Source organism: Paenibacillus pasadenensis (genome assembly GCF_002864175.1).
Lineage (GTDB): Bacteria > Bacillota > Bacilli > Paenibacillales > Paenibacillaceae > Paenibacillus_O > Paenibacillus_O pasadenensis.
Genome location: NZ_NFEZ01000004.1, coordinates 1,179,039 through 1,203,656 on the forward strand (window position 1 = coordinate 1,179,039; position 24,618 = coordinate 1,203,656).

General features: G+C 62.1%; 23 protein-coding genes and 1 pseudogene. 19 read left to right on the forward strand and 5 right to left on the reverse strand.

Features of this window, described 5'->3' with window-relative positions; translation table 11 throughout:
• Positions 1–3: 3 nt before the first annotated feature.
• The gene (locus tag B8V81_RS25300) at positions 4–177 is read left to right on the forward strand and encodes a hypothetical protein (protein WP_153782959.1); all 174 of its coding nucleotides are present in this window, start codon (positions 4–6) and stop codon (positions 175–177) included.
• A 78-nt stretch (positions 178–255) separates the two neighbouring features.
• Here the strand turns inward: B8V81_RS25300 and B8V81_RS14725 are convergent, their stop codons facing one another.
• Together B8V81_RS14725 and B8V81_RS14730 are read right to left on the reverse strand one after the other, a co-directional pair.
• A complete protein-coding gene (locus tag B8V81_RS14725; RefSeq protein ID WP_101808623.1) occupies positions 256–1,602 on the reverse strand; it encodes a response regulator in 1,347 nt (448 codons plus the stop codon).
• A 1-nt stretch (position 1,603) separates the two neighbouring features.
• Positions 1,604–3,334 carry a sensor histidine kinase gene (locus tag B8V81_RS14730; protein ID WP_101808624.1) on the reverse strand — a complete coding sequence of 577 codons (1,731 nt, stop codon included), beginning with the start codon at positions 3,332–3,334 and terminating at the stop codon, positions 1,604–1,606.
• Between the two features lie 326 nt (positions 3,335–3,660).
• Between B8V81_RS14730 and B8V81_RS14735 the strand changes: the two genes are divergently transcribed.
• From B8V81_RS14735 to B8V81_RS14760, 6 genes are all read left to right on the forward strand, one after another.
• On the forward strand, positions 3,661–4,518 hold the full coding sequence (locus B8V81_RS14735) for an ABC transporter permease (RefSeq protein WP_244912821.1): 858 nt from the start codon (positions 3,661–3,663) through the stop codon (positions 4,516–4,518).
• A gap of 15 nt (positions 4,519–4,533) precedes the next feature.
• Entirely contained in the window at positions 4,534–5,403 is an 870-nt protein-coding gene (locus B8V81_RS14740; RefSeq protein ID WP_101808626.1) for a carbohydrate ABC transporter permease, read from the forward strand.
• A 53-nt stretch (positions 5,404–5,456) separates the two neighbouring features.
• Positions 5,457–7,133 (forward strand): type 2 periplasmic-binding domain-containing protein, encoded by a 1,677-nt coding sequence (locus B8V81_RS14745; RefSeq protein ID WP_101808627.1) that lies wholly within the window; start codon positions 5,457–5,459, stop codon positions 7,131–7,133.
• A gap of 23 nt (positions 7,134–7,156) precedes the next feature.
• A complete protein-coding gene (locus tag B8V81_RS14750; protein WP_101808628.1) occupies positions 7,157–8,566 on the forward strand; it encodes a family 43 glycosylhydrolase in 1,410 nt (469 codons plus the stop codon).
• Positions 8,567–8,757: 191 nt separating this feature from the next.
• Positions 8,758–9,594, forward strand: coding sequence for a sugar phosphate isomerase/epimerase family protein (locus B8V81_RS14755; protein WP_028600351.1), 837 nt, complete (start codon positions 8,758–8,760; stop codon positions 9,592–9,594).
• Positions 9,595–9,921: 327 nt separating this feature from the next.
• The gene (locus B8V81_RS14760; protein ID WP_180968458.1) at positions 9,922–11,808 is read left to right on the forward strand and encodes a rhamnogalacturonan lyase; all 1,887 of its coding nucleotides are present in this window, start codon (positions 9,922–9,924) and stop codon (positions 11,806–11,808) included.
• Between the two features lie 49 nt (positions 11,809–11,857).
• Here B8V81_RS14760 and B8V81_RS14765 read toward each other — a convergent pair whose 3' ends face one another.
• Positions 11,858–12,292, reverse strand: coding sequence for a helix-turn-helix domain-containing protein (locus tag B8V81_RS14765; protein WP_052333562.1), 435 nt, complete (start codon positions 12,290–12,292; stop codon positions 11,858–11,860).
• 245 nt (positions 12,293–12,537) lie between these two features.
• Between B8V81_RS14765 and B8V81_RS14770 the strand changes: the two genes are divergently transcribed.
• From B8V81_RS14770 to B8V81_RS14795, 6 genes are all read left to right on the forward strand, one after another.
• The gene (locus B8V81_RS14770; protein WP_101808629.1) at positions 12,538–13,635 is read left to right on the forward strand and encodes a methyl-accepting chemotaxis protein; all 1,098 of its coding nucleotides are present in this window, start codon (positions 12,538–12,540) and stop codon (positions 13,633–13,635) included.
• Positions 13,632–14,066 carry a GAF domain-containing protein gene (locus B8V81_RS14775; RefSeq protein WP_028600354.1) on the forward strand — a complete coding sequence of 145 codons (435 nt, stop codon included), beginning with the start codon at positions 13,632–13,634 and terminating at the stop codon, positions 14,064–14,066. Before B8V81_RS14770 ends, B8V81_RS14775 begins: the two co-directional genes overlap by 4 nt.
• A 59-nt stretch (positions 14,067–14,125) precedes the next feature.
• Positions 14,126–15,757 (forward strand): thiamine pyrophosphate-binding protein, encoded by a 1,632-nt coding sequence (locus B8V81_RS14780; protein ID WP_028600355.1) that lies wholly within the window; start codon positions 14,126–14,128, stop codon positions 15,755–15,757.
• 41 nt (positions 15,758–15,798) lie between these two features.
• Positions 15,799–16,143: a hypothetical protein gene (locus B8V81_RS14785; protein ID WP_228551292.1), complete on the forward strand. Its 345-nt coding sequence runs from the start codon at positions 15,799–15,801 to the stop codon at positions 16,141–16,143.
• Positions 16,144–16,166: 23 nt separating this feature from the next.
• Positions 16,167–17,156, forward strand: coding sequence for a ketoacyl-ACP synthase III (locus tag B8V81_RS14790; RefSeq protein WP_101808630.1), 990 nt, complete (start codon positions 16,167–16,169; stop codon positions 17,154–17,156).
• Positions 17,157–17,221: 65 nt separating this feature from the next.
• Positions 17,222–17,842 (forward strand): polysaccharide deacetylase family protein, encoded by a 621-nt coding sequence (locus B8V81_RS14795; protein WP_052333563.1) that lies wholly within the window; start codon positions 17,222–17,224, stop codon positions 17,840–17,842.
• A 110-nt stretch (positions 17,843–17,952) separates the two neighbouring features.
• On the opposite strand, the gene B8V81_RS14800 is transcribed toward B8V81_RS14795, so the two are convergent.
• A complete protein-coding gene (locus B8V81_RS14800; RefSeq protein ID WP_342352568.1) occupies positions 17,953–18,393 on the reverse strand; it encodes a hypothetical protein in 441 nt (146 codons plus the stop codon).
• Between B8V81_RS14800 and B8V81_RS14805 the strand changes: the two are divergent.
• Positions 18,392–18,658 (forward strand): annotated as a pseudogene (locus tag B8V81_RS14805) (CPBP family intramembrane glutamic endopeptidase); the annotation flags it as partial. The gene B8V81_RS14800 and the pseudogene B8V81_RS14805 sit on opposite strands and share 2 nt — an antisense overlap.
• Before the next feature lie 91 nt (positions 18,659–18,749).
• Here the strand turns inward: B8V81_RS14805 and B8V81_RS14810 are convergent.
• Positions 18,750–19,508: a Crp/Fnr family transcriptional regulator gene (locus tag B8V81_RS14810; RefSeq protein WP_052333564.1), complete on the reverse strand. Its 759-nt coding sequence runs from the start codon at positions 19,506–19,508 to the stop codon at positions 18,750–18,752.
• A 283-nt stretch (positions 19,509–19,791) separates the two neighbouring features.
• Between B8V81_RS14810 and B8V81_RS14815 the strand changes: the two genes are divergently transcribed.
• The 5 genes from B8V81_RS14815 to B8V81_RS14835 all read left to right on the forward strand — a co-directional run bounded on the left by B8V81_RS14815 (position 19,792) and on the right by B8V81_RS14835 (position 24,477).
• The gene (locus tag B8V81_RS14815) at positions 19,792–20,358 is read left to right on the forward strand and encodes a GAF domain-containing protein (RefSeq protein ID WP_052333565.1); all 567 of its coding nucleotides are present in this window, start codon (positions 19,792–19,794) and stop codon (positions 20,356–20,358) included.
• A gap of 40 nt (positions 20,359–20,398) precedes the next feature.
• On the forward strand, positions 20,399–21,052 hold the full coding sequence (locus B8V81_RS14820; RefSeq protein ID WP_028600362.1) for a response regulator: 654 nt from the start codon (positions 20,399–20,401) through the stop codon (positions 21,050–21,052).
• A gap of 253 nt (positions 21,053–21,305) precedes the next feature.
• Positions 21,306–22,346: a PAS domain-containing sensor histidine kinase gene (locus B8V81_RS14825; RefSeq protein WP_084137553.1), complete on the forward strand. Its 1,041-nt coding sequence runs from the start codon at positions 21,306–21,308 to the stop codon at positions 22,344–22,346.
• Between the two features lie 761 nt (positions 22,347–23,107).
• Positions 23,108–23,620, forward strand: a complete 513-nt coding sequence (locus B8V81_RS14830) for a hypothetical protein (protein WP_127464484.1) — start codon at positions 23,108–23,110, stop codon at positions 23,618–23,620.
• 311 nt (positions 23,621–23,931) lie between these two features.
• Complete coding sequence (locus B8V81_RS14835; protein ID WP_028600365.1) at positions 23,932–24,477, forward strand: DoxX family protein; 546 nt, start codon at positions 23,932–23,934, stop codon at positions 24,475–24,477.
• The last annotated feature ends 141 nt before the right edge of the window (positions 24,478–24,618 follow it).

The window sequence follows — 24,618 nt, forward strand, 5'->3', positions numbered from 1 at the left end:
GCCATGAAATTGATCGTTCCTATCGCTACGCTCGTGCTCGTCGTCGCCAGCCTGCTCGTCCATCGCCTCGGCACGCCGCTGAGCGACTTCTGGCAGGGCCTGATCACAGGCCTGGCCATCACGGGGCTGATCTACAGCCTGGCGGCGTTCTGGAAAAAGCCTGGCGCCAGACGCTAGAACAATCGCATGATGAAAAAGCCTCCCCTCCTGCCGGATGCAGGAGGCGGAGGCTTTTTGTTGCGGAGCCGGCGCCGCTCACCCCAGCTGCAGCCTGCGGTACTGGTGGGGCGTGATGCCGTACTCGTCCTTGAACAGCTTGATGAAATACTGCGGCTTCTTGTACCCGACCATCCGGGAGATGTCGGCGACATGCAGGCTCGATTCCTTCAGGAGGCGGGAAGCCTTCTCCAGCCGTCTCAGCGCGATATAGGCGGACAGGTTCTGGCCGGTCTCCTGCTTGTACAGCTTGGACAAATAGACCGGATGCAGATGGACATGCTCGCCGAGCTCCTCCAGGCTCAGGCCGCAGGCCAGATGCTCATCGACGTAGTCGCGGACCATCCGCACGACGTTCGCGTTGCAGTGCCGGCTGCTCTTTTCCGTCTCGCTCCTGTCGCGCACGATCGCTTGAAAGGCGAGCTGCGGATCGGGCAGCAGGTCGAAGATCCATTCGGCGGCATCGGCCGTACGGTCGGGCCCGCTGCCTGCATGCAGGCTCGCGATGAGTTCCATGACGTAGATCTTTTGCTGCTTGGCCCCGTCGAGCTGGTCGTACCGCTTGCTCCACAGCTTCCCCTGCGGCTCCTTCTCCCCGATGCTCGGCAGCTCCTTGGAGATGCGCTCCACCTCGGCGAAGCTCACGTTCTCCTGGAGGAAGAACGAATAGAAGCGATGCCGGACCTGATGCGGATGGGCGAACGAGAACGGCTCGGAAAAAGCGAGCGATCCGATCCGTCCGGCGAGCGCCTCGGCGGCGGCATGGGGCATCGCTCCGGAGAGCGCGGACTCCGTCCTCCAGGCGAAGCGGTCGAATTTGCCCAGACGGTCCCTCACGGACGCCTCCTCCATGTCCGAAGGCTCCGGCAGCCTGAAGAAGCAGAACGGCTCCTCCCCGAGCAGGCGGAGGGCGGGCTCGTCCTCCCTCGCCATGCTTCGGCTCTCGGCGACGATCGACAGCAGGAAGCGCAAGCCGTCGAACCGCTCCCACTCGAGCGGACGCGTCCGCTCGTGCTCGCGCACGGATTCGGTCGCATGCCGGACCGCTTTTTCCATGTCGTCCTTGTCGACCGGCTTGAGCAGATAGTCCAGGAGGCCGAGGCGGATCGCTTTCTGCGCGTAGTCGAACTGGGAGTATCCGGACAAAAAGATGACCTTCGTCTTCAGCTTGGAGCGGTCGATATGCTCCAGCAAGTCGATGCCAGATACCTCCGGCATCCGGATATCGGTAATGAGCAGGTCGATGCCGTTCCCGTCCAGCAGCCCCCAGGCCTCGATCGAATTCGTGCTCGTCTCCACTTGGTGGATGCCGAAGCTTTTCCAATCGAGCAGATGCTTCAAATACTCCACGACATAATGCCCGTCATCCACGATCAGTACCCGCATCTCATCCTCCTCCTTCCGTCTGCGAAGCGATCGTCATGAGCACGGACAGCCCGCCCCGGCTGTTGGCGACGAAGCGCAAGCCGCTCGACTCGCCGTACGTATTCTTCAATCGGCGGCTGACGTTCCACAGCCCGATGCCGCGATCTCCCTCCGGAGGCTCGCTGCGCTCGATCCGCTCCGCCAGCAGCTGGATCTCGGCCGGCTCGAGTCCCTTGCCGTCGTCGGAGACGGCGATGACGACGCTCCCTTCCTCGCCATGCCGGACCTGGATCGACACCTCGCAGGCGCCTTGCCGTCCTTCGATGCCGTGCTGGATCGCGTTCTCCACGAGCGGCTGAATCATCAGCGGCTTGACGGGCTGATCCGCCAGCTCGGGCGGCAGGTCGATCTCGTAGCGGATCTGCTTGCTGAGAGACATGATCGCCAGGTAGTGCTCCGCCAGCTGGAGCTCCGAAGCGAGGGAGGCCGGCCTTGTGTCCAGTCTCGTCATATACCGGTAATATTCGGCGAGGTGCTTGCTCATCCTAATAATGGCATCGGGAGACGAATGGGCGACCGACATGATGTAGAAGAGGCTGTTGTACAGGAAATGCGGATTGATCTGGGCCTGCAGCTGTTTGAACTCGGCTGTCCGCCTCAGCTCCGTCTCCGTCTCGAGGGAGGCGAACAGCCCCTGGATCTCTCCCATCATATGGTTGAAGCCGTTGAACAGGCTCGAGAATTCATTGTCGTTCTTGTGCGGGATCCGGGTATTGTAGTTCCCTTGCTCGACCAGCTGGAACTTTTTGCGCAGCAGATGGACATGCCGATAGAAATTGCGGTAGAACATCTGGATCACGAACAGTCCGAGCAAGACGACGGCCGCGATGCTGAGCAGAAAGGCCTGCCGGTTGCGGTCGAGCGGGAGCAGGAAATCGCTCATGCGCGTGTAGGTGACGAGATAGGTGTCGATCTGCGCGATGTATTGGGCGAGGATGTAGAAGTCGCCTTCGCTCGACTTGTAGTCGAACTTCCGAATCTCGCCGTCTTGGATGCCGTCTCCGATGCCTTCGACGAGCAGCTCCGGCATGGCGGCGGCGATTTGCTCATCCACCTTCCGGTTGCTCCACAGCTCCTTTCCGTTCACGACATAAAAGGCATTCGAGCTGGCGGCATCGCTGACCGCTTTGCCGAGCAGGCTTCGGAGGTAGTCCGTCTTCAGCTGGACGCCGACGATATACGGTTCAGGAAACGCTCCGGCATCCGTCTGGATATAAGGATATTTGGCGAAATAGTACAGGCTGCCGCCGACCGTCTGCCACCCTTTGGCATGGACCTTTTGGTAGATCTGGCTGGCGAGCAAGTCATGGCTTGTCGTAATGAAGGTGCCGTCGGATGGCCAATAGATGCCGATGGACTCGACGACATGGCTGGAGATGAGGATGTCCTCCAGGCGGCGCAGAATCTCGTTTTTCTTCATCTGATAGTCATAATTGCCGAGCTCTCGCCGCTGCTGCGGATAGAAGCGGACGTCGATGTCGGAGACGAAGCGGGTTCCATACAGGGCGGCTTCCGAAATGATGCCGTCCAGAATTTCGTCCGCATACTCCATCTGGTTTTTGGACGAATGGATCAGGCTCGACTCGACCGTGCGGGAGCTGAGCTGGTTCATGACGATGAACAGGGCGAGCGTAAGCAGGAAATAAATGATGAAGAAATAGATGAACTGCTTCATCGTGACTTTTCTTCTCATGGTAGCGTTCCTTTCCGCGGCGCAGAGCTAGATCGGTTCCGTTCCCTTTATCATAAGCTCGATTTCCAAAAAGAAAAAGCCGTTTCCAGCAAATGATGAAAGCGCTCTTAAAGTGCTTCAGATTATAGCCATGATGTTAAAATCGGGACATTTCGGAGTGGAGGCGCTTTTGCTAAGATGATTGCAGAAACCGGTTACATGAGGAGGGGATGACCATCGACAGCACGACGCAACCCGTGCCCGGCACGACGAAAAAGGTCCGCTCCGTCAGGAGCAGCAAGAAGCCATGGAGCAAGGAAATCCGAGCCAGCTGGCCGCTTTACTTGATGTGCCTGCCCGCATTAGTCTTTGTGCTTACCTTTGCCTACGGTCCGATGGTCGGCTTGATCATGGCCTTCCAGGATTACAAGCCGTGGCTCGGCCTCACAGGATCGAGCTGGATCGGGCTGGATAACTTCCGCAGGATCTTCCAGTACGAAGAGGCCTCTCAGGCCATCTACAATACGCTGATCATCGCGGTGTCTAAAATCTCGGTCGGCATCGTCGTACCGATCGTGACGGCCATCCTGCTCAGCGAGATCCGGAGCATGGGGCTCAAGAAGAGCATCCAGACGCTCGTCTACCTGCCGCATTTCCTGTCCTGGGTGACGGTGGCCGGCATGATGATCGACATCCTGGGCTTGGAAGGCGGCATCAACCACATCCTGACAAGCGTTCTCGGAACCGAGCCGATCTATTTCCTCGGCGATCCGTCTCTGTTCCGGCCGACGGTCGTCCTGAGCGACCTGTGGAAAAACTTCGGCTTCGGCATGATCGTCTATCTCGCCACCATTGCCGGAATCGATCCCTCTTATTATGAAGCGGCCGAGATCGACGGCGCGACGAGGCGCCAGCAGATCAGGCATGTGACGCTGCCGTCGATGCTGCCGATGATCATCGTCATCGCCACGCTGAGCCTGGGAGGCATCCTGGACGCGGGCTTCGACCAGATCTTCAACTTGTACAATCCGCTTGTGTACAGCACCGGGGACATCATCGACACCTACGTCTACCGCTCCTCGCTGCTGAACGGACAATACGGCTTCGGCACCGCGGTCGGATTGTTCAAGTCCGTCATCAGCCTCATCCTGATCGTCCTATCGTACCGCTTCGCCTACAAGTTCGCCAACTACAGGATCTTCTAAAAAGGAGGGTGCGAATTGTACCATAAAACGACGGGATACAAGGTATTCTCGATCTTCAATCATCTCCTTCTCATCGTGATCGCACTGTCTTGCTTCTTGCCTCTCCTCCACCTGCTGGCCCAGTCATTCAGCAGCAAAGCGGCCATCAACGGGAATATGGTTTCGTTCTGGCCCGTGTCCTTCCAGATCGATGCCTACGTCAAGACGTTCAACAACTCCAATTTCACCGGCTCGATGATGATCTCGATCATCCGGACGATTCTGGGCACCGCGATCAGCATGGCCATCTTGACGACGGCCGGTTACGCGCTGTCCAAGGAGTTCCGCGGCAGGAATGCGCTGATGTGGATCTTCGTCTTCACGATGCTCTTCTCCGGCGGCCTGATCCCGTCGTATCTGCTCGTGACCGGCCTCGGCATGAAGGATACGATCTGGGCGCTCGTGCTGCCGGGAGCGTTCGGAGCGTACAACCTGATCCTGCTCATGAACTTCTTCCGCACGATTCCGAAGGCGCTCGAGGAAGCGGCGTTCATCGACGGAGCCTCCTTCTTCGTGATCTTCCGAAGCGTCTATCTGCCGCTGTCCCTGCCCGGGCTGGCGACGGTCGCGCTGTTCATCATGGTGGGCCACTGGAACTCCTGGTTCGACGGCCTCCTCTACATGTCCGACACCTCGCGGTATCCGCTGGCGTCGTTCCTGCAGACGGTCGTCGTCCAGAACACGATGCAGAACCTGGCGATGAGCCAGGCGGAAGTCGACGCGATGGCCGAGCAGAGCATCAAGGCGGCGCAGATCTTCATCAGCACGCTGCCGATCATCCTGGTGTATCCGTTCCTCCAGCGGTATTTTGTCAAAGGGATCGTGATGGGCGCGGTAAAAGAGTAGCGGCTTCAATGACTCAACCCATATAAAGCACACAACGAAAAGGGGACAGAACGATGAAAAAAGCCAGCTCGATTCTGATGACGGCCCTTCTGTCGGCAAGCCTCCTCGCCGGCTGCAGCGGCGGCGACCAGCCTTCCTCCGAAAAGAGAAGCACCCTGAAGGACGGCAAGTTCGATCCTCCGATTACATTGAAGATCGCCAAGCAGCAGGACGAGAACGCAGGCAAGTACCTGCCGGGCGAAAGCCTGAACGACAATGTGCTGACTCGCTGGGGAGTTGAGAAGCTCGGCATCAAGGTCGAAACGACGCTGCTCGGCGGAGACGGGGCTCAATACAACAACAAGCTGAGGCTGGCTCTGACCGGCTCCGAGCAGCTGCCGGACATCATCCCGGTCTACGATACGATGCTGGCCAACGACCTGATCCAGTCGGGACGCGTGAAGGAAATCACGGAGGACATCAAGTCCTACATGCCGGAGCGGCTGAAAAAGATCTACAAGGAATATCCGATGACGTTTAATCCGGTCATCCGGGACGGCAAGGTATACGGCATGGCGATCGCGCCCAACCTGACCGAAGGCGAAGTCATGCTGATCCGCCAAGACTGGCTGGACAACCTGAAGCTGAAGGCGCCGACGACGATCGAGGAGTTCGAGCAGGTCATCGCCGCCTTTACGGACGGAGATCCGGACGGCGACGGCAAGAAAGACACGTACGGCTTCACGCTGTCCGGCAAGGATTCCTACAATACCGGCTGGGTCAGCGATCCGGTCATGATCTTCAGCGCCTTTACGGGCAAGAACATCCCGCGCCAGTGGAATGAGGACAGCAGCGGCAAGCTCGTCTACGGCTCGGTCGATCCGGGCAACAAGGAAGCGCTGGCCAAGCTGAGGGACTGGTACTCCAAAGGGTATCTGAACAAGGAGCTGGCGACGAAAGGCGCTTGGGACGCGCTGGCCGATTTCACGGAAGGCAAGGCCGGCATCATCATAGGCCGTCCTTGGCTGTACGGCTCGGTCAAAGACGTGGAGAAGAACGTCAAAGGCGCCAAGATCGAGGTCTATCCGACGATCAACGGCATCGACGGAGGCAAGACGTACCAGTCGGGCCAGCTCAATGACGGCGTATTCATGTTCAACAAGGATTTCAACCAGATGGATGCCTTCTTCCTTTACTACGACAAGCTGTACGATGCGGCGTTCGGCACCGGAGACTTCGTGTACGGCTATGCCCAAGGGTACGACTACGATATTGTGAACGGCGAGGTCACCTTCGATCCGCAGAAGTTCAACAAGCCGCTGGATGCGGTGCAGAGCGTCGGAAAGATGTCCTTCACGAAAAATATGCCGACCGCCGACGGTCCCGGCAAATCGTTCTATGATCTCGCACAAGGCGTGAAGCCGGACAACGGCGTCCTGATGCGATCGGACTCGAACGATGCGACGACTCAAAAAGGCTACGTCATCTCCTACGAGAACGCGGATGTGCTGCTGCCGAACGCGTTCAACGGGCCTCCGACGAAAACGATGCAAAGCTCTTTGGAGCAGCTCAACACGATGGAGCAGGAGACCTTTACGAAAATCATCTACAGCAAGGAGCCTCTCGAGGCGTTCGACACCTTCGTCAAGCAATGGTATGCGAAGGGCGGCGAGCAGATCGCCAAGGAAGTGAATGAATGGTACAGCGACGTCAAGAAAGTCGACATTATGGACCAGATCGGAATGAATTAGCGCCTGACGGAGGGGAAGCAAGCATGAGCCGAACGCAGATCATCCAAAACCGAAACGGTGCGCCGTGGCTGGACCAGGACGGGGAGCCGCTCCATGCGCATGGCGGAGGCATCCTGTACGACAACGGCTTCTATTATTTGTTCGGCGAGAACCGGACCGGCCGCCGCAAGGTGAGCTGCTACCGGTCCCGGACGCTGTCGGACTGGGAATGGCGAGGCGACATTTTGACGCTGGATTCCGACGTCGAGCCGCTCTACTGCCGCTCCTCGCTCGACCTGAATCCGTATTCGACGGCCATCGGGGCCAATATCGAAAGGCCGAAGGTGCTGTTCAACGCCAAGACGGGGCAATACGTCATGTGGATGCATTGGGAGAACGGCAACGACTATCGCGATGCCCGCTGCGCGGTCGCGACTTGCGACACGGTCGACGGCGACTATACGTATCGCGGCAGCTTCAATCCGATCGGCCACATGTCCCGGGACTGCACGCTGTTCCAAGACGACGACGGCACGGCTTACTTCCTGTCGGCGGCCAGGGAAAATGCGGATCTGCTCGTCTATCGGCTGTCGGACGACTACCTGGTCATCGAGGAGCTCGTCAAGACGCTGTGGCCGGGTCAATACCGGGAGGCCCCGGCGGTGATGAAGCGAGGCGGCGTCTACTTCATGACGACCTCGGCCTGCACGGGCTGGCATCCCAATCCTGGAGCCTATGCGTACGCGGACAGCCTGACCGGCCGATGGTCGCCGCTGCTGCCGCTTGGCGACGCGACGACCTATGACACGCAGCCGACGTTCATCGTGCCGATACGCGGCACGGAGACGACCTCTTATCTCTACCTGGGAGACCGCTGGGATCCGACCGACTACCAGCAGTCCGGCTATGCGCTGCTTCTGCTGGAGTTTCCGGACGACCGGACGATGGAGATGCGCTGGGCGGATACGCTGGAGATCGACTTCGAGACGGGGCGGGTCGAGGCTGTCGTCCAAGAGCCGGAGGAGCAGCGGATCCGAATCCGCGACGTAGGCGAGCGGCTGTACCTCGCAGCGGACGGCGAAGCGGCGATCGTCACGAATCTCCATTATCAGGCTGACGAGCAGATCTGGGCGGTCGAGCCCGCCGCCGAGGGAAGCATGCGCCTTCGGAATGTCCGTACGGGACGCTACCTTGGAGCGGACTCCGAACAGAGGAAGGTCATGCTGGCCGCCGCCGAAGCGGCCGGCGAGCATGAATGGAGCCTGCTGCCGATCGACGAGGAGAGGGGCATGCTGATCCACCGGCAATCGGGACTGGCGCTGGCGATGGCGGAGGATCGCCAGAGCGGCGAGCTGATTCTGGCGGAAGGCAGCGAATTCAAGCATGACCGGAGGCTCGGTTCCGATCCGCGCTGGTTCCTGCTCGCGCCGGTCCGCGGCGGAGCAGCGGGCTAGCTAAAAGGAATGGCTGCCCCCTGAATCGGCTTTGGAGGCTTTTCAGCTCCAAGGACGGTTCAGGGGGTCTGTTTTGCAACCGTTTTTCACTGATTTCAGCCGGGTTTTTGGACCATGGGCATTGTAAAATGAAGATGCTGCGCGTCTTCTGTATGAGATGGCGAGTCTGCAGCGGGAAGGAGAATGGGCAGATGGGTTATGGCACATTGGCGCATACGGTCGGCCGGCTGCCGCTGCGCGAGCTGACCGGCAAGCTTGCCGGCCGGGGCATCGACTTCGTGCAGCTGGCGCTCTCCAAGGCGATTGCGGATATCGACACGAGCCCGGGCAAGCTCAGTCCGGCGCTTGCCAACCATATCGCGGAACAATTTGAGCGCGTCGGCGTGCGAATCGGAGTGCTGGGCTGCTACATCGATCCGATCCATCCCGATCCGGAGGCGCGCAGGCGCGAAATCGGGAGGTTCAAGGAGCATCTGCGGTTCGCCAGAGACTTCGGCGCGCCGATCGTGGCGACGGAGACGGCATCGCTCCAGACGTATGCGAGCCGGCGTCCGGACGATTACGAAGCGTTCGGCTGGAGCGTCCTCAAGGAGACGGTAGAGGAGCTGGCCGAGGAAGCGGAGCGCTGGGGAGTGACGATCGGGCTGGAGCCGGTCAGTTACCATACGCTGTCCAGCGCAGCCAAGATGGAGCGGCTGCTGGGCGAGGTGCCTTCGTCGACGCTTGGCGTCGTGTTCGATCCGGTCAACCTGCTGACTGTCAGCCTCATGGATGATCAGGAAGCGTTTCTCGACGAGGCGTTCGAGCGGTTCGGCAGCCGGATCGTGCTCGCGCATCTCAAGGATGCGGCTATCGTCGGCTCCGAGCTGCGCCACCTGCCTCCAGGCCAGGGACAGTTCGCGACGGAGCCGTTTCTCGCGCGGCTGCATGCGGCCAAGCCGCTCCTCGACCTGTCGTTGGAAGAAGTGGACGGAGACAGCCTGGACTCCGCGCTGGCCTGGGTACGCGGATTGCAGCAGCCGCGCTGACGGCGCTGCTCTGCGGCGAGCGCCGCCCGGGGAAGTATCGCGGGCTTGCAAGCCGCGTCACGTGATGAAGCCTCTGTTCCTGCCATGCGCAGAAGACGGAGGCTTTTCCATGCCGATCGGACGGCAGGCAAGTCGAATATACGGACAAAATAAACCTGTTTTTCTTGAAAAAGGCAAAAAACGCCCTGTTTCCGTGAACCTTTCGATGCTACACTAAGGGCGAAAATAAATGATAGCGTTTACATTAAGAGGGGAGGCGAGAATGCAACCCGTCGGAACGCATAGCCGACGCCATCGCTATTTTAATGAAACAAGGAGGAGAAATTGATGAACTCATGGTACCGCAAGCCGCTGAAATGGGCTGTAATCGCCCTGTCCAGCGCTATCTTGGGCACGGCCTTGCTGACGAGCGCTCCCGCTCAGGCCGCCGCGGCCAGGCAGATGGAGAAGCTCGACCGCGGCCTGACGGCGGTCAAGATCAATGGAGGCGTGCTGGTGAGCTGGAGGCTGCTCGGCACGGACGCCGGCTCGGTCAGCTTCAATCTGTACCGCGGAAGCACGAAGGTGAACGCCAGTCCGATCACCTCCAAGACGAACTACCTCGATGCGGCCGGCACGACCTCTTCGAGCTACACGGTTCGCGCCATCGTCGGAGGCGTAGAGCAGGCGGCATCGCCGCCGGCGTCGGTGTGGGCGAACAACTACCTGGACGTGCCGCTCCAGATCCCTGCCGGGGGAACGACTCCGGACGGCGTCAGCTACACGTATCAGCCGAATGACGCGAGCGTCGGCGATCTGGACGGAGATGGAAGCTACGAGATCGTCGTGAAATGGGACCCGACCAATGCGAAGGACAATTCGCAAGGCGGCTATACCGGCAACGTGTATCTGGACGCCTACGAGCTGAACGGCACCCGCCTCTGGCGGATCAATCTCGGCAGGAACATCCGCGCTGGCGCGCATTATACGCAGTTTCTCGTCTATGACTTCAATGGAGACGGCAAGGCGGAGGTCGTCTGCAAGACAGCCGACGGCACGGTGGACGGCACAAATGTAACGATCGGAAGCGCCACAGCCGATCATCGCAACAGCGGCGGCTACATTTTGGCCGGGCCGGAATATTTGACCGTATTCGCAGGCAATACGGGAGCTGCGCTATCCACGGTCAGCTATGACCCGCCGCGCGGCAACGTGAGCGATTGGGGCGACGGCTACGGCAACCGGGTGGACCGCTTCCTCGCCGGCGTCGCCTACCTGGACGGAGTCCGGCCGAGCATCGTCATGGCCAGAGGCTATTACACCCGCGCCGTGCTGGTCGCCTACGACTGGCGCAACGGCGCCCTCACTAAGCGCTGGACGTTCGACAGCAACAGCTCGGCCAATGCGGGAACGGCCGGACAGGGCAATCATCAGCTGGCCGTCGCCGACGTCGACGGCGACAGCAAGGATGAGATCGTATACGGCGCGTTCGTCGTCGATGACAACGGAACGAAGCTGGTCAACACGAGCAGAGGGCATGGCGATGCGCTGCATGTCGGCGATCTCGATCCGTCCCGTCCCGGCCTCGAGGTGTTCAAGGTCAACGAAAGCTCGCCTTACGGCGCCTATTCCTACGATCCGAAAACGGGCGCGATCCTATGGAGCGTCACGGCCAGCGCGGATACCGGACGCGGCATGACGGCGGACATCGATCCGCGCTACTTGGGCGAGGAGATGTGGGCCACGAACGGGGTCGGCTTGCGGACGGCCAAAGGGGTCCTGATTACGAATTCGTCCCCAGCCTCGGTCAACTTCGGCATCTGGTGGGACGGCGATCTGCAGCGCGAGCTGCTGGATCATACGTGGAGCGGCAGCACGAGCACGGGCGTCGGCAAGATCGAGAAGTGGAACTACGCGACCTCGAGCGTGACCAATCTGCTGACCGCCTCCGGCACGCTGTCGAACAACCATACGAAGGGCACGCCGAGCCTGCAGGCCGATCTATTCGGCGACTGGCGGGAAGAAGTCATCTGGCGCAAGAGCGACAACTCGGCGCTGCGCATCTACACGACGCCGTACGAGACGAGCCATCGCTTCTATACGCTGATGCACGATCCGGTCTATCGGCTGTCGATCGCCTGGCAGAACGTCGCCTACAACCAGCCTCCCCATACGGGCTTCTACTTGGGAGAAGGGATGGCGGCTCAGCCCGTTCCCGACCTGTATACGCCATAAGCCATGACCAAAAAAGCATCCCGCGCCCGCCGCGGGATGCTTTTTTTGGTCAGCTCCGGCCTTGAGCCGGGAAGCGAAGCGGGTCCTTCCGGTGCTTTTTGCGATACTGCAGAGGCGTGCACTCGGTCTGCGCCTTGAACGTCTTGCCGAAGCGAGCCGGATCGCGAAAGCCGACCTTCTCGGCGATGAGGCTGACCTTCCAAGGCGTCTCGCGCAGCAGCTGCTGCGCCTTCATGATGCGGACCGTGGCGAGATAATCCCGATAGGTGAGCCGGACCGTCCGTTTGAACAGCTTGCTGAGATAAAACGGGCTGAAATGGAATTCCTTGGCGAGCAGCGACAGGGAAAGCGGCTGCGCGTAGTTTTCGTGAATATAGCGGACGACCCGAGCCAACCGCTCGTCGGCCGCCGGCGCGGAACCGAAGGCCGGCCTGCTTCTGCTGGCGCAGCCCAGCTCGTCCGATAGGCATTCGACATCTGCCATTCCTTGATTCCCTCCTTTCTTGTGCGGCGCTGCCAGTTTAGGCTGAAAAGCGTTTTTCTGCCAGAGAGAAAGCAGAGGAGTTCTTGTCGGAATCCGATTCGTTGCCGTCGCAGGCGCTCCGAAAGATGAAATTTAATGTCACTTGATCCGATATAACATGACATGCGGCATTCTCGAGGAGGTGGGCACGGAGTCTTGTGAAACGCGAAGCATCCAGTTTAGTCGCGAAGATGGAGGAGAAATCGTTGAAAACGAAAGCAACATGGCCGCGCTGGCTGAAGGTCCTTCCGGAGCGCTGGCGCAGCGGCATAAGCCGCGAGGAGAAGAACGGCCGGGAGCAGGAGCGGCCGGGAGCGGGGCTGCCGCCTCATCGGCAAGACGAGGCTTCGGCCCGGGAGCGCGCGGCGCTGGAGGGCATCCGCGGCTTGTCCGAGGAGATGGCGGCGACGTCCTCCAAGCTGGTGAAGGAAGCGGAATTCACGATTGAAATGGCGGAGGGCATCGCGCTCTCGATCGAGCAGGTGTCGCAGGGCAGCGAGTCGATCGCCGCCGGAGCGTTGTCCAACCGCGCGATGCTCGAGGAGGTGTCGCTCGGGATGAGCCATATCGCCGACTCTTCCTATGCGCTGGCTCAGGAGACGGCGGACGTGACGGGCAGGGCGGAAGTCGGCCTCGGCACGATCGACCGCGCGGTGGAGCAGATGGAGCGGGTATCCCGTTATGCCGAGCTGCAGATCGAGTCGATGACCCGCATGAACCGGCTGAACGAGGAGATCGAGCAGATCGCGCTCATCGTAGGCCAGATTTCCAGCCAGATCAATCTGCTGAGCCTCAACGCGGCGATCGAGGCGGCTCATGCCGGAGAGTACGGACGAGGCTTCTCGGTCGTCGCCGACGAGATCCGCAAGCTGGCCGAGCAGTCCGCGGCGTCGGCCCGCGACATCGGCAAGACGGCGGCGGACATCCGCAGCAATTCCAAGCAGTCGGCGGAAGCGATGAACCGCTTCGGAGGCGAGCTGCGCTCCGGCGTGGAGCATGTCGGCGAAGCCGGCCAAGCGTTCCACCACATCGTGCAGATGACGGCGCGGGTTTCGGAGAAGGTGCAGGAGATTTCCAGCGTGACGGAGCAGGTGAACGCAGGCACGTCGGAGATTCTCGTCTCCGTGCGCCAGACGTCGGACAGCACCGAGGTGTCGATGGCCAGCTCCAAGGAGATCGCCTTGTGCGTGGACGACCAGCTGCAATCCATCCAGCAGACGCTGAATCATGCGCGCCAGCTGCGCGAGCAGGCCGCGCGCCTGCAGGAGCTGGCGGTTCTGGAAGAGGCGGGAGAGGCTCGATGACGGAGGATCTTTCGCTGATCGCCGACGTGATGGACCGGCTGAGGGCCGCGACCGGAGTGAAGGACATCGCCTGCCATCGGATCGCGGACGGCAAGCTGATCCCGCTGCTCAAGACCGAGACGGATCGGCTCGGCATGGAGCGCTGGAAGCAGGTGCACGCCGACAACCCGGTGTACATCCGCAACGATTCGCTGCTGACGGCGCTATTGGAGCGTCCGGAAGTCGTGCGGCTGGACGATGTAGCCAACGATCCGCGCTCGCAGGAGGAGTTTTTCCTGTTCGGCATCGACAGCCTGATGATCGCCCCGGTACGGCGCGGCGACGAGGTCGAAGGGCTGCTGATCGCCGCTTCCATCGGCGAGCTGCACACGTTCACGGACGAGGAGGCGGCTGCGGCCGAAGAGCTCGCGGCGCTGCTGGGGGACAGATAAAGAGCTGAAGACAGAGATAGAGACAGAGATCGATCTAGATCAACCAAGGAGTGGATTCCATGATCGTCGCAGAAGCCATGCTTCGTTATTTGAAGGACCAGGGCGTCGAGCATCTGTTCGGCATTCCCGCAGGCATCATCGGACCGATCTACGACTCGCTCATCGATGTCGGCATCAAGCCGGTCATCACGAAAAACGAGGCGGGATCGGCCTATATGGCGGCCCGCTTCTCCAGCACGACCGGCCGGCTCTCCGTATGCGCGGGGGCGGGCGCGGTCGGCGTCAGCAACATGATGAACGGCATCGCCGACGCCAAGCGAGCCAAAGCTCCGATGCTCGTCATCGCCGGCGCGGTCAACCGCTGGCAGATGGGCAAGGGAGCGATCCAGGAGCTGGACGGCGAGCAGATGGTCAAGGTCGTGACCAAATACAGCGCGACCGTGCTGCGCGAGGAGGATGTGCTGACGGAGCTCGATCGCGCCGTGCGGGCGGCCTTGACGCCGCCCTGCGGACCGGTGTACCTGTCGATCCCGATCGACATCCAGCGCGCGGCGTTCAACGGTCCGCTCCCGCAGCCGCCGGCGCTCGCTCCGCTGCCGGAGCGCAGGCGGCCTGATCCGCAGCTGCTGCAGCAGGCGGCCGCGGCGCTGCAGGCGGCCAGCCGGGGGCTCATCTTCGTCGGCCGCGGCGGCAGAGGCTTCGGCGCCGACATCGAGCGCCTGGCCGAGCGGCTCGGCTGGCCGATCATCACGACGCCTGCGGGCAAGGGAGCCGTCGCCTCGGATCATCCGCTCTATCTCGGCAATTATGGCTTTTCGAGCTCGGACGCAGCCTTCCGCTATGTGAACGGCAGCGAGCCGGAATGCCTGCTCGTGCTCGGCACGAGCCTCGGCGAGGCGTCGACCTGCAACTTCAACGAGGTGCTCGTGAAGGGCCGCAAGGTCATCCATGTCGACCGCGACTCGTCCGAGCTCGGCAAGGTGTTCCCGACCGACATCCCGATCGAGGCCGATCTGGGCGACGTGCTGCCGCATCTGCTCGAGCAGGCCGGATCGGCCCGCGAGCCCTATGCCGCGGAGCGTCCGATCAACGATCCGTACGTGCGCGATCATACGGGACTGTCGCTGCGGCTGTTCCTGGAGGAGCTCGGCGAAGCGCTGCCAGCCGACACCCGCTATGCCTGCGACATCGGCGAGTTCACCAACTTCGCGCTGAAGTACCTGACCGTTCCGGCCGCCGGCGACTTCGAGATCAACCTCGACTACGGAGCGATGGGCTCTGCGATCGCCGGAGCGGCAGGCTTGGCCGTGGCCGAGCCGGAGCGGCCGATCGCGGTGCTGGCCGGCGACGGCTGCTTCTTCATGAACGGGATGGACATTCTCACGGCCAAGGAATATGGCTATAAAATCATCTATGTCATCATCAACAACGCCATGTTAAGCTATGTCGAGAGAGGACAGCAGTTCCTGTTCAAGCGCACGCTGCCGGACTACAAGCAGGAGCGGATCTCGATCGCCGCGATGATGGAGGCGGCCGGCGTCCGCTCGATGACCGTCCGGCAGCTGGAGCAGATGGACGAGGTCCGCTCCTTCGTGGACGGACTCGACGGTCCCTGCGTCATCGAGGTCGTCACGGACGGCAGCGAGCCGGCTCCGATTCTCGATCGGCTCAAGGCGCTTGTCAGCAGCTGAGCGTCTTCCCGCTTTATTTTCAACCAACACGAGGAGGAATCATGATGGGCAGCTTCAACATCAACGTAGATCGCACAAACCAGGTATTCCATGCCGTAGTAGAGGGCACGTTCACGCCGGAGGAGGGCATGGCGTCCGTACAAGCCTATCAAAAAGAGATCGCCACGATCGCCGTGCCGGAGTACGAGATCCATATCGACTGCACGGAGCTGAACGTCTCTTCGCCGTCGGCGCTGCCGATTCTGGAAGGCTGCTTCCAGATGTACAAGCAGGACGGCTTCAAGAAGGTCGTGCTGACGCTCGCCCGCAACCCGATCCTGAAAATGCAGCTCGGACGCGTCGCCCGCACGGTCGGCCTGGAAAACTGCGAGATCATCGAAAAATAAGAAGATTCCGAGGGGGAAGTTCCATGACAGCGGTTCGCATTCGTGGCATCGAGATCTATCATCCTGAGCTGGAGGTCGGCAACGACTATTACATCGATCGCTTCTCCGCTGCCGGCGTGCCGGTATCCGGGCTGCTGAAGGCGCTCGGCCGGGAGAAGCGTTTCGTCATCGACAATGCGGATGAAAATACGTACACGATGTCGGTCGAGGCTTCCCGCAAGGTGCTGGAAGCGACCGGACAGCAGGGCTCGGAGCTCGACCTGATCCTGTTCGCGTCCCAGACTCCGGAATATCTGCTGCCGAGCATGGCGCTCAAGCTGCATCATGCGCTGGGCGGAGGCAAGCAGACGAGATGCTTCGACGTGAACGCCAACTGCGCCGGCATGCTCGTCGCGATCGAGCAGGCGAGCCGCTTGATGCAGGGCGATGTCCGCATCCGCAAGGCGCTGGTCGTCGGAGCGGACCACTTCTCCGTCCATAGCCCGGACAATCCGGTCTACCATTCCACCTTCGCCGATTCGGCCGCAGCCGTGCTGCTCGTAGCGGAAGAAGGGGAAGGCGGCTTCATCGACTCGGTCTACCAGACCGACACGCATGTCATCGACAACTCCCTCTTCCCGGGCACGGGCTTGTCCCGCATTTACGGCGAAGGCGTTTCGGCGGCGGACATCCAGGTCCAGTTCACGCCGTTCGACGATTCGGTCTGCGTCGACTCGGCGGTCGACTCGCTGCGCGAGCTGATGGAGCGCAGCGGCGTCCAGCCTTCGCAGGTCGGCGCTTATCTGTTCTCCCAGTTCTCGATCGGCAACAACCGGCTCGTGGCGGAGCGCCTCGGACTCGACGAGTCCAAAATCCATTTTGTCGGCGACAAGTACGGCTACACGGCGAGCAACAGCCCGATTCTGGCGCTGCATGACGCCATCAAGGCCGGGCGCATCGAGCGCGGCGACTACCTGGTGTTCTGGACCGTCGGAGCGGGCTGGCAAAACGTATCCTTGCTGATGCAATATTGATCTAGGCCCGCCGCCGGAATCCGCTCTATAATGAAGGCAAGCGCAAAGGAGAAAGGCGGGAGGGCATGGATCGAGAAGCGGCAAGGATCATTGAAAGCCTGGGCGAAGGAGCGGAGGGCATTGCCCTGACGTTCGACGACGGACCGGACCCGGAGTTCACCCCGCGGGTGCTGGAGCTGCTCGCCCGTTACGGTGCCAAGGCGACGTTTTTCCTGCTCGGCATGCGGGCGGCGGAGCAGCCGGAGCTGGCGGCGCGCATCGCGGCCGAAGGACATGAGATCGGCAATCATACGTGGCTGCATCCCGACTTGACGGCCGAGCCGGAGGAAACGGCGCGGCGCGAGATCGGACAAGCCCAGCAGCTGCTGGAGCGGCTGTCCGGGCGCGCTCCCGTCCTGTTCCGCAGCCCTTACGGCACCTATGACGACCGCTTGCTCGAGCTGGCCGGAGAGCTCGGATTCGGCTTTTGCCTCTGGTCGGTCGACACCGAGGACTGGCGGTTGCCGGGAGCCGATGCGCTGACGGAGCGGCTCTCCCGCGCCAGGCCGGGAGACGTCGTGCTCATGCATGACGCGGGCGGCGACCGCAGCCAGACGGTGGAGGCGCTCGAGCGCGCGCTGCCGGAGCTGGCGGCGCGCTTCCGGCTGGACACCGTCAGCTCGCTGCTGCGCCGTCCGGGAGGATGACGGGGGCTTCGGCCCCCGCCTCCCCCGCTTTCGCCTTTATACGGAACGAAGCTGCAAAAAAACAAGCTGATGCCGGTCATCGACCGGCGTCAGCTTGTTTTTTTTGCTTCCTAATCCCCGTCTTTTTCGGATGCGTAAGCCAGGCTTTTTTCCACAAACTCCAGCACTTCATTGGATACGGGATAGAGGCCCGACTGCTCGGCAGGCAGCTTCCTTACCTCCCAGAACTTGCTCATCAATTGTTCGTCCCCTTGGAAGGTCTCGAGCGACAGCTTCATCAGCTCGCTCGCGATGCGGAGGCCTTCTTCCGATTCCGGCGGAATGGATTGCCGCACGCACCATTCGATCCGGCGCAGCAAGGAAACATAGTGTTGAGAAGTCTTGTCGCCGCGGTTGAGGCTCGGAAGGGCGGCCTGCAGGAAGGAGCTTTCGTCATCGTTGAAATAATCGATCCATTGCTTCGACAGAGGGATTTGAGCAAGGTGATCTTTTCGAGCGTGAACAGATCCTCCTCCGAATAATACCTGCGGCCGTTCTCTTCCTTCTCGCATCGTGTCGCCGGTGTATGAAGAGATTTTCTATCGCGGATTCATGTATCGCTGGTTAAGGACCCGCATGGGAAGGATGGGGGCGATCGCGGTCAGCTCTTTGATCTTCACGCTTGCCCATTACCCGACCCTGAATGCGATGCCTGTCAATTTCGTAAGCGGAATCGTGTTTGCATGGGCCTATGAGCGGACGGGATCGGTCATACCCGGCATGATCATCCACGGGGCGTTCAATACGATCGCCGTGCTGCTCACGGCAATGAGCTGATCGACACAGGGAAACAGCCTCCGCTCCATCGTCTGATGGGGCGGAGGCTGTTTGGCCGCGCGGACGCGGAGCGGGAAGCCGGGCCTGCGCTTCAGATGCGGCATACTTCCTTGGGACAAGCGGGGCAGCTCGGGCAGCCGCACAGCCGCCGCAGGGCGGGCAGGTCGGCGATCGTGATGAGGCCGCCTTTGACCGAGACGATGCCCTCGTCCTTCATCGACGCGAGCATGCGGTTGACGCTCTCGCGCGTCGTGCCGATGAATTCGGCCAACTCGGCGTTGGTCAGGCGCAGCCCGATCTCGAGGCCGTTCGGCCGCAGCCGGCCGTAGCTGTTGGACAGGCGGATCAGCGTGCTGGCGAGCGCGCCCGGCTTGCCGTACAGCAGCAGGTCGCGGAACTTCGACTCGGCGATGCGCTGCTGGAGCGCCATTCCGTTCATCCAGCGCACGGCGAGCTCTCCGCTGCTCAGCAGCAGCGCCTCGAGCTCCTTCCAGGCGATGACGCCGATGCGCGCTTCCCGCGCGGCCTCGGCGCTGAAGCCGTACACCGACTGCCGCCCGGCCTCGGGGCCGCCCGTCAGGTCGCCTTCCTGAAGGATGGACAGGATGAATTCCTTGCCGTCCTCGGTCGACTTGCGCAGCTTCACCTTGCCCGAAAGGATGAAATAAAGCTTGTCGGCGGGCTCGCCTTCCCAGAACAGGAAGCTGCCCTCTTCGACGCGGCGCTCCGTCATGAGCGCCTCGATGCTCCTCCACTGCTCCGCCGTGAAAAAGGCGGAAAATCCGCTCCGCTGAGCCTCTGCCGCTTCCTTCGCATAGGCGGATCCCGCCGCCGGCTGCCTCATCGCCATGTCCGCTCGCTCCCTTGCTTCTTTTCTGATTCCATCATACGGGATGCGGCCGGCTGCCGTTATCAGGGAACCGCCTGAACCGAGGGGGAGGAATTCCCCTATTTGTTGGTGAGATTGATCACATCCGAAGGGCAGTTCGGGGAGTTTTCCCGGATCGAATCAGGGAACTCCCGGACTTACTTGCGCGCTCGGGCATCGTACACTGGATCATAGGGAAGTCATCGGCGCATGGGGTAGGCGGATCGAGCCGCAGCCTGCGGATGCGCCAGAGGAGGGAACGGCAATGACGGAGGGGGAAAGGGGCGGCCGCGAGGAGCTGGAGCGGCTGCGGCGCGAGCTGGGCTGCGACCTGGCGATCGCGGGGCTCGCCTTGGCTGGAGGCGGATTGCGTTGGCGGGTCGCGTCCGGCGCGGTGAGCGAGCGCTACCGCATCATGGCGGAGCGGCCGGGCCGCGGCTTGGCGGGCACGGTGCTGAAGGTCGGGCGGCCGATGACGCTGCAGGCGGCGGAGCTGCGGGCCGGGCGGCAGCTGCAGGACTATCCGCTGCTTATCGCGGAGGGCATCTGCTCGGCGTATGCCGTGCCGCTGCTGGCGTCCGGCCGGCCGAGAGGCGTGCTGCTCGTCGGCTGCCGCGGTCCGAAAGCGTTTTCCGCTGCGGACCGGAGCGCGGCGGATGCCGGAGCGAGACGGCTGGAGGCGATGCTGGAGGAGCGCCCCGTCCGCGGGCGCGGATCGGATCTTGAACCCGATCTCGGATCGGATCTCGGATCGGATCGAGGCGGGGGCCGCGAGCCGCATGCGTCAGGGATCGCGGCGCCGCCGGGCGAGCCGCGGAGCGGACAGCTGTGATACACTGGAAAAAAATGCGCAAGGTCAAGGAGGCGGGCGTTTGATACGGGTATTGGTCGTAGACGATCATGCGGTCGTCCGGTCCGGCCTCGTCCAGCTGATGGACGGCCGGGACGGGCTGGAGGCGGCGGGCGAGGCGGCGGACGGAGACGAGGCGATCGCGAGGGCGCTGGAGCTGCGGCCGGACGTCGTGCTGATGGACCTCAGCATGCCGCACGGCAAGGACGGCTTGAGCGCGACGTCGGAGCTCAAGAAGCTGCTGCCGGATGTCGCCGTTCTCATTCTGACGATGCACGACGACGAGGAGTATTTGTTCCGCGCGATCCATTCGGGGGCGTCGGGGTATGTGCTGAAGAGCGCTCCTTACGAGGAGCTGCTCGGCGCGGTGCGCCATGTGGCGGACGGCCAGGCATATCTGTCCCCGGCGGCGACGAAGCGGCTCATGAGCGACTATCTCGACAAGGCGCGCAGCGGCGAGTTCGCCGGCAGCTTCGAGTCGCTGTCCGACCGGGAGCGCGAGATTCTCGCCAAGGTCGCGCAGGGCTACTCCAACAAGGAGATCGCCGAGCAGCTGTTCATCAGCGTCAAGACGGTCGAGAGCCACAAGAGCAACCTGATGGATAAGCTCGACCTGCGCACGAGGCCGGACCTGGTGAAATACGCGGCCAAGAAGGGACTGTTGAATTTTGACTGAGACAGGTCGGGAAAAGGAAGGCGAGCCGCGTCCGGAGTCCGGAGCGGCAGGAGCGTCTGCGGCGGAGGAGGGAGCGGGAGCGTCTGCGCCGGAGCAGGCCGCCGGAGCGGCAGGAGCATGTGCGGAGCATGCGGAAGCGGCCTCGACCGCGCTGGAGCAGGCTGCCGAAGTGGCAGGAGCGTCCGCGTCCTCCCCTGCTCCCGGCGAGATCGGGGCGAACGTGGAGCTGCTGCTGGAGGGCATCGGCTCGCGGATGGACGATCCGCGGTTCCGGGAGCTGCTGCGCCAGTCGCTGCGGCAGCTGTCGAATGTCAAGTTCGCGCTCGACGAGGCTTCGATCGTGGCGGTCACCGACGCGGCGGGGCGCATCCGCTACGTCAACGACCGCTTCTGCGCGATCTCGGGCTACGCGCGCGAGGAGCTGATCGGCCAGACGCATCGCATCGTCAAGTCGGGCCATCATGATCCGGCTTTTTTTCGCGAGCTATGGAGCCGCATCTCCTCCGGACAGGTATGGAAAGGCGAGATCCGCAACCGCTCCAAAAACGGCCGCCTGTATTGGGTCGATACAACCATCGTACCGTTCGCCGACGAGTCGGGCCGGCCGTACCAGTATCTGGCGATCCGCCACGAGGTGACGGAGCTCAAGGAGACGCAGGACCAGCTGCAGCAGGCGATGGCGGGCATGATGCAGATCCAGGAGGAGGAGCGGCGGCGCTTCTCGCGCGAGCTGCATGACGGGATCGGACAAAGCCTGTTCTCGCTCAAGATCTCGCTCGACCGCATGCTGCTGGAGGGCGCCGATACGCGACTCGAGTCGCTGCGGACCGATGTGTCGCAGCTCATGGAGGAGGTGCGCGGCATGGCCTGGGAGCTGCGTCCGTCCGTGCTGGACGATCTTGGCGTCGTGCCGGCGCTGCGCACCTACATCCAGAGCTTCGAGCGTCATTACGGCATCCGCGTCCGCTTCGTCTCGACGCTGTCCCGGCGGCCCGAGCTCGGCGCGGAGACGGCGCTTTACCGCGTCGTGCAGGAGGCGCTGACCAATCTGGCCAAGTACGCGGGCGTGTCCGAGGCTTCCGTCTCCCTGAAGGAGGAGGAGGGCCGGCTCGAGGCGCTCGTCCGCGACGACGGCGCCGGCTTCGAGCCGCTGCAGCCGCGCGGCGGAGGCGTCGGGCTGTTCAGCATGGAGGAGCGGGCCCGCGCCGCCGGCGGCGTGCTCGAGGTGCGGTCGGCCCCGGGCCTCGGCACCGAGGTGAAGCTGACGCTGCCCGCGGAGCGGAAGCAGCCGTGAAGCTGCGCTGGGCTTAGCTGATGCAGAGAGGGAGCTGCGCGGAAAAACCGAGCAGCTCGGGTGCGGAGGCGGCGAATGAGGGGAGTTGCGCGGAAAAACCGAGCAGCTCGGGTATGGAGGCGGACGAACGAGCGGAGTTGCGCGGAAAAACCGAGTAACTGGGTAGCGGAGACGGAAGAACGAGGGGAGCTGCGCGGAAAAACCGGGTGTGCAGGAGCAATCACATGCCTCTGCTCGAAGCTAGCGATACTCACGAGCTCTATTCGTTCTGATTTGTGCTGGTTTAACCGGCTAACGAAACGGACACGCCTTATTGCTGTCCAAACCGCTCCCAAAGCCGCCTTTCCAACTAAATAGCGATCCTCCGTTTCGTTAGCGGAAAAAAAGCCTGCAAAACCGCCGAATAGCGTTTCCTAGTATCGTTAGCGCCGAGGATGCCTCCGTAGTGAGAACGCGTCGCCCCGCCCAGCACCCGCGCCCCGCCCAACGCCAGCGCCCCGTCCCAGTGCCCGCGCCCCGTCCCGGCGGCAGCGCCCCGTCCCGGCGGGAGCGCCCCGCCCAGCACCCGCGCCCCGCCCAGCGGCAGCGCCTCGCCCCGGCGGGAGCGCCCCGTCCCGGCGGCAACGCCCCCTGCTCCGCCCCTGCTCCGCCCCGCCCGATGGGCGAGGCGGGCTTTCTTTTCTCTATAATGTGATTTATTTCACATACATACCGTGAGAAGCAGGATACACTAAAGCCATGAAACAAGGAGGTTGATGGAGATGAGAACCATGGCCCCGCAAGAGGAAAGGCTCTCGACGCTGACGCATCCCGCTCCCGACATCGCAGTCGAGCGGGCATCCCGGGAGCAGGAGCGGCTGCACGCCGAGCTGCAGGCGCTCGTCCGGCAGACCTGCTCCGTCCGTCAGGCGGAAGAGCCGGTGAGGCTGAGCCGGGAATTCCGCAAGCTGACGAGCCAGGTGCTGAAGCTGCAGGAGGACTGGCAGGCGCACAGCCGCTGGGTGGAGACGGAGTTTCTGCCGTATGTGACGTGGTACTGGGGAGAGGAGCCCGATCTGTTCGCGCTCATGGACCATGAATACGAGCTCGCCGAACGGTGCCTGGAGCGCTTCAACGAACGGCTCGGCCAGGCAGCCGTGCCGCTGGAGCCGGAGGATGCCCGCAAGCTGACCTCCCATCTGCTCCAAGCGTATGCGATCCTCAAAAACCGCATGCTGGAGGAAGAGGAGCTCGTGCAGCAGCTGAAGGACCGGTCCAACCGGTACGATTTCTAGGGCGTGTTTGCAACCCCGCTCAGGAGCGTCTATCACCGCCTTTTTGCCCCCTGCTTCGTCACGCAGACTCGACGTACCCCCGGTACGCCTTCGCCTACGTTCCTCGCAGGGATCAAAAATTCGGCCCTATCTGCTTCCTTCGAAGGATGCAAACACACCCTAGCCGCGCCGAACTAAGTGAAAATATTCACAATAAAATACGGCAAACGTGACAAACCGCACATCCGAGCCTTCCGGCAAGAAGCATAATGAAGGAGCAAGGAAGAAACAGCCAGGCAAGCAAGTCTAATCCACGAAAGGGGTTGACCGTCATGGTCGCCAAATTTTTCAGAGAAAACGCATGGGTAGGGGCAGCGATCCTGCTGCTGAGGGTATATGTAGGCTGGGATTGGATGACGCACGGGTGGGAGAAGATGAGGGACGGCTTCGATGCCGGAGGCTTCCTCCAGAACGCGGTCGCCAAGCCGGTCGCCGATCGGGCGACGCAGGAGGTGCTGTTCCCGACCTACACCTGGTTCATCGAGCATGTCGCCCTGCCGAACGTGAAGATCATCAACTTCCTCATCCCGGTCGGCGAGTTCCTGATCGGCCTTGGCCTCATCGTCGGCGGACTGACGCTGACGGCAGCCTTCTTCGGCATGATGCTCAACTTCCTCTTCCTCTTCGCCGGCACCGTAAGCACGAACCCGTGGCTGCTGCTGATCGGCACGATCATCTTCTTCGCCGGCGCCAACGCCGGACGGTTCGGACTGGACGGCCTGCTGAAGCCGCATCTGCGCAAGTGGTGGAACGAGCGCGGCGGCGAGGACGCCGGCGCCGGACGCGGACTGTTCGCCAAGAAAGCCGCCAAGCACTGAACCGGCGCGAGTCCAGCGCCAGCAAGACGCTCATCCAGGCAGCACCTCATAGACAGCTCCACGAAGATCCGAGCCGAATCTGATCCAGATCCGGCTCGCCGGGGCATGAGGGGTCGGCGGTCCGCCGGCTCCTCATGCGAT

What these genes read in the sequence shown, in the direction of transcription:
- B8V81_RS25300 (WP_153782959.1), top strand. Translation starts at nt 4, where the DNA reads ATGAAATTGATCGTTCCTATCGCTACGCTCGTGCTCGTCGTCGCCAGC.
- B8V81_RS14725 (WP_101808623.1), bottom strand. Translation starts at nt 1,602, where the DNA reads ATGCGGGTACTGATCGTGGATGACGGGCATTATGTCGTGGAGTATTTG.
- B8V81_RS14730 (WP_101808624.1), bottom strand. Translation starts at nt 3,334, where the DNA reads ATGAGAAGAAAAGTCACGATGAAGCAGTTCATCTATTTCTTCATCATT.
- B8V81_RS14735 (WP_244912821.1), top strand. Translation starts at nt 3,661, where the DNA reads ATGTGCCTGCCCGCATTAGTCTTTGTGCTTACCTTTGCCTACGGTCCG.
- B8V81_RS14745 (WP_101808627.1), top strand. Translation starts at nt 5,457, where the DNA reads ATGAAAAAAGCCAGCTCGATTCTGATGACGGCCCTTCTGTCGGCAAGC.
- B8V81_RS14750 (WP_101808628.1), top strand. Translation starts at nt 7,157, where the DNA reads ATGAGCCGAACGCAGATCATCCAAAACCGAAACGGTGCGCCGTGGCTG.
- B8V81_RS14755 (WP_028600351.1), top strand. Translation starts at nt 8,758, where the DNA reads ATGGGTTATGGCACATTGGCGCATACGGTCGGCCGGCTGCCGCTGCGC.
- B8V81_RS14760 (WP_180968458.1), top strand. Translation starts at nt 9,922, where the DNA reads ATGAACTCATGGTACCGCAAGCCGCTGAAATGGGCTGTAATCGCCCTG.
- B8V81_RS14765 (WP_052333562.1), bottom strand. Translation starts at nt 12,292, where the DNA reads ATGGCAGATGTCGAATGCCTATCGGACGAGCTGGGCTGCGCCAGCAGA.
- B8V81_RS14775 (WP_028600354.1), top strand. Translation starts at nt 13,632, where the DNA reads ATGACGGAGGATCTTTCGCTGATCGCCGACGTGATGGACCGGCTGAGG.
- B8V81_RS14780 (WP_028600355.1), top strand. Translation starts at nt 14,126, where the DNA reads ATGATCGTCGCAGAAGCCATGCTTCGTTATTTGAAGGACCAGGGCGTC.
- B8V81_RS14785 (WP_228551292.1), top strand. Translation starts at nt 15,799, where the DNA reads ATGATGGGCAGCTTCAACATCAACGTAGATCGCACAAACCAGGTATTC.
- B8V81_RS14790 (WP_101808630.1), top strand. Translation starts at nt 16,167, where the DNA reads ATGACAGCGGTTCGCATTCGTGGCATCGAGATCTATCATCCTGAGCTG.
- B8V81_RS14795 (WP_052333563.1), top strand. Translation starts at nt 17,222, where the DNA reads ATGGATCGAGAAGCGGCAAGGATCATTGAAAGCCTGGGCGAAGGAGCG.
- B8V81_RS14800 (WP_342352568.1), bottom strand. Translation starts at nt 18,393, where the DNA reads ATGCGAGAAGGAAGAGAACGGCCGCAGGTATTATTCGGAGGAGGATCT.
- B8V81_RS14810 (WP_052333564.1), bottom strand. Translation starts at nt 19,508, where the DNA reads ATGGCGATGAGGCAGCCGGCGGCGGGATCCGCCTATGCGAAGGAAGCG.
- B8V81_RS14815 (WP_052333565.1), top strand. Translation starts at nt 19,792, where the DNA reads ATGACGGAGGGGGAAAGGGGCGGCCGCGAGGAGCTGGAGCGGCTGCGG.
- B8V81_RS14825 (WP_084137553.1), top strand. Translation starts at nt 21,306, where the DNA reads ATGGACGATCCGCGGTTCCGGGAGCTGCTGCGCCAGTCGCTGCGGCAG.
- B8V81_RS14830 (WP_127464484.1), top strand. Translation starts at nt 23,108, where the DNA reads ATGAGAACCATGGCCCCGCAAGAGGAAAGGCTCTCGACGCTGACGCAT.
- B8V81_RS14835 (WP_028600365.1), top strand. Translation starts at nt 23,932, where the DNA reads ATGGTCGCCAAATTTTTCAGAGAAAACGCATGGGTAGGGGCAGCGATC.